9 protein-coding genes and 1 pseudogene are annotated in these 9,547 nt (G+C 46.7%); 5 read left to right on the plus strand and 5 right to left on the minus strand.

Going from position 1 to position 9,547, the window contains the following annotated elements; translation table 11 throughout:
* Positions 1–90 precede the first annotated feature (90 nt).
* Positions 91–264, minus strand: a complete 174-nt coding sequence (locus tag ACTO17_RS18865; protein WP_482559029.1) for a DUF6783 domain-containing protein — start codon at positions 262–264, stop codon at positions 91–93.
* Between ACTO17_RS18865 and ACTO17_RS18870 the strand changes: the two are divergent.
* Positions 208–429 (plus strand): annotated as a pseudogene (locus ACTO17_RS18870) (DUF6783 domain-containing protein). The gene ACTO17_RS18865 and the pseudogene ACTO17_RS18870 sit on opposite strands and share 57 nt — an antisense overlap.
* A gap of 34 nt (positions 430–463) precedes the next feature.
* Here ACTO17_RS18870 and uxuA read toward each other — a convergent pair.
* Positions 464–1,534 carry a mannonate dehydratase gene (gene uxuA / locus ACTO17_RS18875; protein ID WP_172536063.1) on the minus strand — a complete coding sequence of 357 codons (1,071 nt, stop codon included), beginning with the start codon at positions 1,532–1,534 and terminating at the stop codon, positions 464–466.
* A gap of 134 nt (positions 1,535–1,668) precedes the next feature.
* Here uxuA and ACTO17_RS18880 point away from each other — a divergent pair, with 134 nt between their 5' ends.
* The 3 genes from ACTO17_RS18880 to ACTO17_RS18890 all read left to right on the plus strand — a co-directional run bounded on the left by ACTO17_RS18880 (position 1,669) and on the right by ACTO17_RS18890 (position 4,656).
* The gene (locus ACTO17_RS18880; protein ID WP_482559025.1) at positions 1,669–2,565 is read left to right on the plus strand and encodes an AraC family transcriptional regulator; all 897 of its coding nucleotides are present in this window, start codon (positions 1,669–1,671) and stop codon (positions 2,563–2,565) included.
* Positions 2,555–4,294 (plus strand): Rqc2 family fibronectin-binding protein, encoded by a 1,740-nt coding sequence (locus tag ACTO17_RS18885; protein ID WP_482559026.1) that lies wholly within the window; start codon positions 2,555–2,557, stop codon positions 4,292–4,294. The genes ACTO17_RS18880 and ACTO17_RS18885 overlap by 11 nt, the downstream gene beginning before the upstream one ends.
* Before the next feature lie 158 nt (positions 4,295–4,452).
* Complete coding sequence (locus ACTO17_RS18890) at positions 4,453–4,656, plus strand: alpha/beta-type small acid-soluble spore protein (RefSeq protein WP_135989017.1); 204 nt, start codon at positions 4,453–4,455, stop codon at positions 4,654–4,656.
* Between the two features lie 90 nt (positions 4,657–4,746).
* Here ACTO17_RS18890 and recG read toward each other — a convergent pair whose 3' ends face one another.
* From recG to ACTO17_RS18905, 3 genes are all read right to left on the minus strand, one after another.
* A complete protein-coding gene (gene recG, locus ACTO17_RS18895) occupies positions 4,747–6,840 on the minus strand; it encodes an ATP-dependent DNA helicase RecG (RefSeq protein WP_482559027.1) in 2,094 nt (697 codons plus the stop codon).
* A 64-nt stretch (positions 6,841–6,904) separates the two neighbouring features.
* A complete protein-coding gene (locus ACTO17_RS18900; RefSeq protein ID WP_482559028.1) occupies positions 6,905–8,608 on the minus strand; it encodes a DAK2 domain-containing protein in 1,704 nt (567 codons plus the stop codon).
* 13 nt (positions 8,609–8,621) lie between these two features.
* Entirely contained in the window at positions 8,622–8,978 is a 357-nt protein-coding gene (locus ACTO17_RS18905; protein ID WP_172537173.1) for an Asp23/Gls24 family envelope stress response protein, read from the minus strand.
* A 185-nt stretch (positions 8,979–9,163) separates the two neighbouring features.
* On the opposite strand from ACTO17_RS18905, the gene rpmB reads away from it, so the two are divergent.
* A complete protein-coding gene (rpmB, locus tag ACTO17_RS18910) occupies positions 9,164–9,349 on the plus strand; it encodes a 50S ribosomal protein L28 (protein ID WP_172537174.1) in 186 nt (61 codons plus the stop codon).
* Positions 9,350–9,547: the final 198 nt, after the last annotated feature.

Consider the following 9,547-nt stretch of genomic DNA (forward strand, 5'->3'; position numbering starts at 1 on the left):
GAGCTTCCGCATTCCGCACTGAACACACTCTAGGATTAGGATGAGCATTCTTATCTTTCGATACACAGGAACTCCTGGCTTGCCCTTTGGCTAAGCAAACGCTTCAAGGGCGTCTTTTGGTGGAGACGAAATCCACTGCCTACGGAGACTTGGGAAGGAAGGCTTTCCTGACTTCCTAGAGCGTGTCTGAAAATTGCTTTCTGGCAGATGTGCGTCACAATTTGTGGGAGATTTGTGCCAAACGAAGGGCGCATAGCGGGCTATGTAACCTGAATTTGGCGCAAATATCACGCAAAGTGGGGCGTGCAGATGTCAGGAATGAATTTTCAAACACGCTCTAGTCGTAGTTGGCAGTTAGTTCGCCGTAACCTTGCCCTGTTTGTGTGTCAAAGGGCAAGCCTGGAATTCCGTCCGTATCCAAAGATATAAATTTCACCTAAGCATTCCCCTGTTTTCTACACCCTTAGCAATTTCCAGCCTCCCGCTCCATCATATCCCAGCACCCCCACAAATACATAATTCCCAGCGCCCTGTCATACAGCCCGTATCCCGGACGGCACTGCTCGCCCCAGATATGGCGTCCATGGTCGGGACGGATGTATCCCTCATACCCGCAGTCATGGTAAGCCCGCATAATCTCAAGGATTCCCACATCCCCGTCGCAGTCCCTGTGGGAGCTTTCCGTGAAATCCCCGTTGGGGAAATGCTTCACGTTGCGGATATGGGCAAAGGCAATCCGGTCGCAGTATGTCCGCACAATGTCCGGCACGTCGTTCTCAGGGTTTGCCCCCAGGGAACCGGAGCACAGGCACAGGCAGTTGTGATCGTCGTCCACCATGGACAGGAATTTCCCAATGGATTCCTTGTCCACCAACAGCCTCGGCAGGCCGAAAATGTCCCAGGGCGGGTCATCCTGGTGGATGGCCATTTTAATCCCCGTCTCATGGCAGGTGGGCATAATGGCTTCCAGGAAATATTTCAGGTTGTCCCAGAGCTTTTCTTTGGTGACCGGCCGGTAAGCTTCAAACAGTTCGTCCAGTTTGGCCATCCGCTCCGGCTCCCAGCCCGGGAAGGTCATCCCGTGGAGATTTTTCAGGATGTAGTCCGCCATCTCTTTGTAATCTTCCTGAATCTTGGCCTTTTCATAAAATAACGCGGTGGAGCCGTCCTCCATGGGGTGGAACAAATCTGTCCTGGTCCAGTCAAAAATGGGCATGAAATTGTAAGTCACCACCTTCACCCCGAATTTGGAAAGGTTGCGCAGGGTCTGTTTGTAGTTTTCAATGTATTTGTCCCGGGTGGGCAGGCCGATTTTAATGTCGTCATGGACATTGACGCTTTCCACCACATCCATGTGAAAGCCGTGGCCTTCAATCTGCTGCCGCATCTGTTCAATCTCTTCCACTTCCCAGACTTCCCCTGCCGCTTTGTTATGGAGCGCCCAGACCAGGCCGGTGACGCCGGGAATCTGTTTGATCATCTCCTGTGTGATGCTGTCGTTTCCTTCGCCGTACCAGCGAAATGTCATCTGCATATTTCTTCCTCCTTTTACTTTTTTTGTAAATTCAGTATACCAGAGACCAATCTATATTGCTTGGTAATTGCTGCTTGAAATATGGTAAATCTTGCTTTATAATGAAAGAGCCATTCAGAAAGCAGGTGTTGCCGATGTACAAAGAGGAATTTAATCCAAGCCAAATCATGATGGAACGCTACTATGAATTTCATCATACTTACAATGAAACTCCGCCTTTGGTGGAATTTCACCAACATCCTTTTTATGAAATTTTCTTTTTTTTATCTGGAAATGTAAATTATATTATTGAAGGCAGAAATTATAAGCTTCGTCCGGGAGATCTTCTGTTAACCGGCAATTCTGATATCCACCGGCCGGATATCCATCCGGGCAGATCCTACGAACGGATTGTAATCTGGCTTGCAGATGATTTTTTTGACTATCTGCAGGATTTTTACGATGAGGATTTTACCGCCTGCTTTACTGACGCCGCTTTGAAAGATTACCGCTTAATCCGCCCGGACAGTGAGAGCATTGCCCATTTAAAAAACCTATTTCTTCAGATGCAGCAGGCGAAGCACGGCCAGGAACGGGGCAGCAGAGCCCTTACCACCGCCTATCTGATTGAATTTCTGGTGTATGTCAGCCGGGCATATTACGACGCACCCGACTCTGTTCAAAAGGATGTTACAGAAAATGAAAAAATAAATCAGGTAATCACTTATATCAATGAACATATTACGGAAAATTTAAATTTAGATGCACTGGCTGTCAGATTTTTTACCAGTAAATACTATTTCAGCAGACAATTTAAGCAATTTACCGGATTATCCCTGTATCAGTATATTATGAAAAAAAGGCTGATTATCGCCCGTAATCTGCTGCGGGCAGGCAGTTCTGTGATGGATTCCTGCTTTCAGTGCGGATTTAACGACTATTCTAATTTTCTGAAAGCCTTTAAACGGGAATTCGGGCAGAATCCAGGCAGCTATTCCAAAACCGTTCATCCCGGCAAAACGATCGAAAAGGAGAACAACCATGGCATTTGACGGAATTGTAATCGCAAATTTAGTAAAAGAATTAAACGAAACAATCACAAACTCTAGAATCAGCAAGATTGCGCAGCCGGAACATGATGAACTGCTGCTGACCATCAAAGGCATGAACGGCCAGGTGCGTCTGGTATTGTCAGCCAGCGCCTCTCTTCCGCTGATTTACCTCACCAAAAACAACAAACCCAGCCCCTTAACCGCGCCCAATTTCTGTATGCTTCTGCGAAAACACATTGCAAATGGGAAAATCACCCGCATTTACCAGCCCCAGATGGAGCGGATCATCCATTTTGAAATTGAGCATCTCAACGAACTGGGCGATCTCTGCCGGAAACAGCTGATCGTGGAAATTATGGGAAAACACAGCAATATTATTTTCTGCGATGACGAAAACAAAATCATCGACAGCATCAAGCATGTATCCGCCCAGGTCAGCTCCCTGCGGGAAGTGCTGCCCGGAAGAACTTATTTCGTCCCGAACACCCAGGAAAAATCCAATCCCCTGACTGCAGACAAAGCCTCCTTCCAGACAGATGTTTTTGGCCAGTCCCTTCCGGTGCAGAAGGCAATCTACACCGCCTACACTGGAATCAGCCCGGTGATCGCCTCAGAACTGTGCTGCAGGGCTTCTGTGGGTGAAAAACAGCCAGCAGACACCCTGTCAAAAGACGAACAGCTTCGGCTCTGTCAACATTTTTCCCTTTTGATGGATGATGTGAACGAGGGCCGCTTCACCCCCAACATTGTCAGAAACGGCAAGGAGCCCATAGACTTTTCTTCAACAGAACTTACACAGTTTCCAGACTTTACCGCAGAATCCTGTGATTCCATCTCAGAAGTTCTGGAAACCTTTTACGCTGCCAAAAATGTTTACACCAGAATCCGGCAGAAATCGGTGGATCTGCGGAAAATCGTCACCACGATTCTGGATCGCAGCAGAAAAAAATACGACTTGCAGAAAAAACAGTTAAAAGATACTGAAAAACGGGAAAAATACAAGATATACGGGGAACTGATCCACACCTACGGCTACGGTCTAAAAGCAAATTCCAAAACCCTGGAAGCATTTAATTATTATACCAACGAGAACATTTCCATTCCTCTGGACCCTCAGTTAACGCCCCAGGAAAACGCCCTGAAGTATTTTAATAAATATAACAAACTAAAACGCACCTACGAAGCCCTGACGGATCTGATTGAGGAAACCCACGAAGAAATCATCCATCTGGAATCTATTTCCACCTCCCTGGACATCGCCGTGTCCGAGGATGATTTAACCCAGATCAAAGAAGAACTGATCCAGTACGGTTACATGAAAAAACGTCCGGCAGGCAAAAAAGAAAAAATCAAAAGCAAGCCGTTCCATTACCTCTCTTCCGACGGATACCATATGTACGTGGGAAAAAATAATTTTCAGAACGAGGAACTTACCTTTAAATTTGCCGTCGGAAACGACTGGTGGTTCCATGCCAAAGGCATTCCCGGTTCCCATGTGGTGGTGAAAACCAACGGAGACGAACTTCCCGACCGCACCTTTGAGGAAGCCGGACGTCTGGCCGCCTACTATTCCAAAGGCCGGGAAAATGAAAAAGTGGAAATCGACTATCTGGAAAAGAAAAACGTGAAAAAGCCCAACGGCAGCAAGCCCGGTTTTGTGATTTACTATACCAATTATTCACTGGTTGCCTCTCCGGATATCTCGGAGATTTCCCTTATCTCCGATTAGCCGGCGCCGCTCCCCATTGGAATTTTTTGCAAAAATCGGAAAGAACTGCATGTCTAATCCTGAATCTGCTGCATATACTAGGGATGTAACAATCGAGTTACAAACCATTCACTGTATGAATTTCATACAGCATGCAAAAGACAACAGGAGGTAACGATATGTCTAATTCATCTAACAAAGCGGTAGTACCGGAAGCAAAAAGTGCATTGGATAAGTTTAAATTTGAAGTTGCAAACGAAATTGGTGTACCTTTAAAAGACGGTTATAACGGAGATTTAACTTCCAGACAGAACGGCTCTGTCGGCGGTTATATGGTGAAGAAAATGATCGAAGCCCAGGAGAGACAGATGTCCGGCAAATAACATGCCAGACAGATAAGTTAAAAATAACAGCATGACAGAAAAACAGGAGATTCCGATACGGTATCTTCTGTTTTTCTGATTTTCCCGCCGCTACAGGTTCACCGTCTCCATCTGATGGTTCAGATATCTCTGTATCTGCTCCCGCAGACTCTCATGCCCCGGCGCTTCCAGCCTCCGATCCTCAGAAAGAAGCAGGGACGCCTCCTGGGAAGCCAGCTTCAGCAGATCTGCATTCTGGTAAATGTCCCCCAGACGAAATTCCAGGAGCCCGCTTTGCCGGATGCCGAAGAAATCTCCCGGCCCCCGCAGCTTCAAATCTTCTCCCGCAATATAAAAGCCGTCATTGGATTTATTTAAGATTTCCAGGCGTTTTTTTGCCTTGCCGGAATCCGTGGTATTAATCATAATACAGTATGACTGGCTTTCTCCCCTGCCCACCCGGCCCCGCAGCTGATGCAACTGAGCCAGTCCAAACCGCTGAGCGTCCTCAATCATCATCACTGTGGCATTGGGCACATTTACCCCTACTTCGATTACCGTGGTAGATACAAGAACCTGTATTTCATTGCGGGCAAATTGTTCCATAATCAGATTTTTCCGCCCGGATTTCATCTTGCCGTGTAAAGACTCCACCACAATTCCTTGCGGAAGCTGCTCTTTGAGTACGGCGGCATAATCTGTTACGTTTTCTGCTTCCAGTCCCTCGCTCTCCTCCACCAGCGGGCAGACCACATAAATCTGATGGCCAAGGGCCAACTGCCTGTTCAGAAAATCGTAAGAGGTTTTCCGGGACTCTTTTCCCACCACGCAGCTTTTTACCGGAAGCCTTCTGGCCGGAACCTCATCAATGACAGAAATGTCCAAATCCCCATAGAGGATAATGGCAAGGGTTCTGGGAATGGGCGTTGCGCTCATAACCAGCACATGGGGCTGGGCGCCTTTGAGAAACAAAGTTTCCCGCTGCTTTACCCCAAACCGGTGCTGTTCATCAGTAATCACCAGGGCAAGATTGTCATAAAGGGCCCTCTCCTGTATCAGCGCATGGGTTCCCACAATCATGGCATTGGGATAAAGCTGCATCCGTTCATAGGCCCTCCGCTTTTCCTTCTGGGTCAAAGAGCCGGTCAGCAGCACAACGGGAATCTGCATCCCCTGAGCCTCAAGCAGCTCTGTAAAAGTCTGGTAATGCTGCATGGCCAGTACTTCCGTAGGCGCCATCAATGCCGACTGATAGCCGGACTGGGCCGCGTCCAGCATGGACAAAAAAGCAATAATCGTCTTGCCGGAGCCCACATCCCCCTGCACCAGACGCTGCATCACCTTCCTGCCCCGCAGATCCTTCCGGATCTCCGATAAGGTACGCTTCTGGGCATTTGTCAATTGATAAGGAAGGCTTTGCATCACCTGATCTGCCCAGAGAGCCTGGGCCTCCCCGTCCAAAGGCAAAAAAGAAAACCCATTCAAAACTTCTTCCATCTGCTCCTTCTGCATGCCCGCCGACAGGATAAACTGGAAAAATTCATCAAAAATCAGACGTTTTCTGGCCTGCTCCAATGCCTCTTCACTTTCCGGAAAATGAATATTTTCCAAGGCAAAATTATATTCTGCCAGATGTAAACGGGCTCTGATATCCTCCGGCAGATAATCTCTGGACAAATCCAGTTCTTCCAGCGCTTTTTTTATGGTCTGGGAAAGTTTATTTTTCCCCAGACCGGCGGTGAGGGCATAACAGGGCCAGAGGCATTCCTGCATGGAATCATATTTTTCCGGCTGAAAAATCTGGGGCTGCTCCATATGAAGCAATTTCCCTTTCCGGGTGACTTTGCCCAGAAATACAAACCATTCTCCCGTTTTAAGGGTATTTTTCAGATAAGGCATCCGAAACCACACCAAATCTGCCTTTACCGCTCCCTCCTGCAAGACCAGAGAGGTGATCTGCATATTCCGGCCTGCCCGCACATAAGGCGCTTTATCCACCCTTGCTGCAATTGCTGCAGTCAGTTCTTCTGCTTCCTTCATAAGTTCCGGCAGTTCCTTCAAGGGCGTAATTGGCGGCAGCTTCTCATAATTTCTGGGATAATGAAGGAGTATATCACCAATGGTGTATACTCCAAGATTATGAAATAACTGTTCTGTTTTCGCTCCAATCCCTTTCAGCGCGCCGATCCCGGATGACTGCTCCATAAGGACTCTCCTTCCTGGACATAGGAACCCCGCCAAAAAGCCTGCAGATTCCTACGCTGAATTCCTACTCTACAGAAATAACGTAATAGTAAATAGGCTGTCCGCCGTAATGGACTTCCACTTCGCAGTCGGGGTAAGTCTCTTCTAACTCTGCGCCCAGCTGTTCTGCCGCCTGTTCCTTAATTTCTTCTCCGTAATAGATACTGATAATTGCAGAATCTTCATCCACTAACTGGGCAATCATCTCCCGGATGACCGTATCCATGTCTCTGCCTACCGACAGAATGGAGTTGTCTCCCATTCCCATATAATCTCCCTGTTTAATGGATTTATCTTCAATCAGCGTATCCCGGACAGCATAAGTTACCTGCCCTGTTTTAACACTGGTCAGCTCTTCTGTCATGCGGGCTGCATTTTCTTCAGCGCTGCTGTCAGGCATAAAATTAATCAATGCCGTAATTCCCTGAGGCACGGTTTTTGTAGGAATTACGAAAATATTCTTCTCTTCAATCAAAGATGCCGCCTGATTGGCTGCAAGGATAATATTCTTGTTGTTGGGAAGGATAAAAATATTGTCTGCATTCACTTCTTCAATGGCATTGAGCATGTCTTCCGTACTGGGATTCATTGTCTGGCCGCCGGCAATGATATAATCTACCCCCAACCCTTTGAATATTTCATTGATCCCTTCCCCGATGGAAACGGAAATAAATCCCATATCCTTCTTGGGCGCCTTGCTTGCCTCTGCCAAAGCTTCCTTTTCGGAACGCTTTCTCTCATCTGCCAGCTTCTGTTCTTCTGCGGCTTTCTGGGCGTCTTTAATTAATTTCTCCTGATGCTCTTCCCGCATATTGTCGATCTTTATCTTGCTCAAGGAACCATACTCCAATGCCCGCTGAATCGCCAGTCCCGGATCATTGGTATGTACGTGAACCTTGGTAATCTCATCGTCTGCAACCACCACAATAGAATCACCGATGGACTCTAAATAGGATTTGAACTCTGACTCTTCTTTTTCTTCCAACGGTCTGTTCAAAACGATGATAAATTCCGTACAATAACCGAATTTGATATCCTGTTCTGTCTCCTGGGAAATCTTCACCACACCGCTTCCGGCGCTTTCCGTTTCAATGGTGTAATCCACTTCTTTTCCCATCAGGGCGTCATATGCGCCCTTCAGTACAGTGACCAGTCCCTGTCCGCCGGAATCCACCACGCCTGCCTGCTTCAGCACAGGAAGCATATCCGGCGTCCGGCTTAAAACGTCGTCCGCTTCCTTAATCACTTCGTCAATAAATACCGTCAGGTCGTCTGTCTCGCCAATCAATTCCAGAGCCTTGTCCGCTCCGCCTTTGGCTACGGTGAGGATGGTTCCCTCTTTCGGCTTCATAACGGCCTTATATGCCGTTTCCACGGCTTTCTGAAGAGCGTCGCAGAGAATCACTGTATCAATCACTTCATATTTGCCGATTCCCTTGGTAAACCCACGGAATAACTGTGATAAAATAACGCCGGAATTCCCTCTCGCCCCACGCAAAGAACCGGAGGAAATGGCCTTTGCCAGAGAAGCCATATCCGGAGAATCTCCAAGTTTGCTGACTTCTGCCGCTGCCGACATAATCGTCATTGTCATGTTGGTGCCCGTATCCCCGTCCGGAACCGGAAATACATTCAGTTCATTAATCCATTCTTTCTTTGCTTCCAGATTCTTCGCCCCTGCCAGGAACATTTTCGCAAGCATCGGTGCATCTACTGTAGTTATCGCCACTTTTATTTCCTCCTTAATCAATCACTCTGACACCTTCCACGAAGATGTTGACTTTCTCGATCTCCATACCGGTAAATTCTTCCACCCGATACTTCACCGTGCTGATCAGGTTCTCAGAAACAGTAGAAATACTTACTCCATAAGAAACAATTACATGGAAATCCAATGTGATCTTATTATTATTCAGAGTAACGTTGATCCCATGGTTCAGATAATCACGCTTTAAAAGCTTTACCAGGCCGTCCTTCATATTCACAGCAGCCATGCCCACAATTCCGAAGCACTCTACTGCCACAGAACCTGCATAAATTGCAATCACATCTGTATCAATTAACACTTTCCCATATTGAGTGTCCACTTGTCCTTTCATAATTTAACCTCCAAAATCACTTATGGTTTATATTATAACCGCTTTTCTGGAAAAATGAAACATATATTTTCTCTTTTTACAAAAAATTCATTTTTCTCTTGCAATATATTCCTCTTTCTGTTAGAATAGCCTTGTTGTGAGTTCACAGTGTTTGTGGACTTAGTAAATTGCAAGGAGGTGCAATTATGGCAAAATGCAGTGTTTGCGGAAAAGGCGCTCATTTCGGTAAGAAGGTCAGCCATTCTCATAGAAGATCCAATAAGATGTGGAAGTCCAATATCAAATCTGTAAGATGTAAAGTGAATGGAGCTTCGAAGAAGATGTACGTTTGTACTTCTTGCTTAAGGAGCGGAAAAGTAGAAAGAGCATAGTAAACGGAAGCAGCGCATTGGAGGCAATGGCTGCTTCTTTTTTATCTCAATTACTATGAAAGCTAAAGCTTCCATAGTATGGATGGCCATGCGGCCCGTCGCACGGCAGGCTAAGCAAGATGGGGGTTTATTATAATCAGCAGCCTCCGCAGCAAAACAGATTATATCCCAACAACAGCAGAACAAAAATAATCAGGA

The organism is Petralouisia sp., assembly GCF_056822245.1.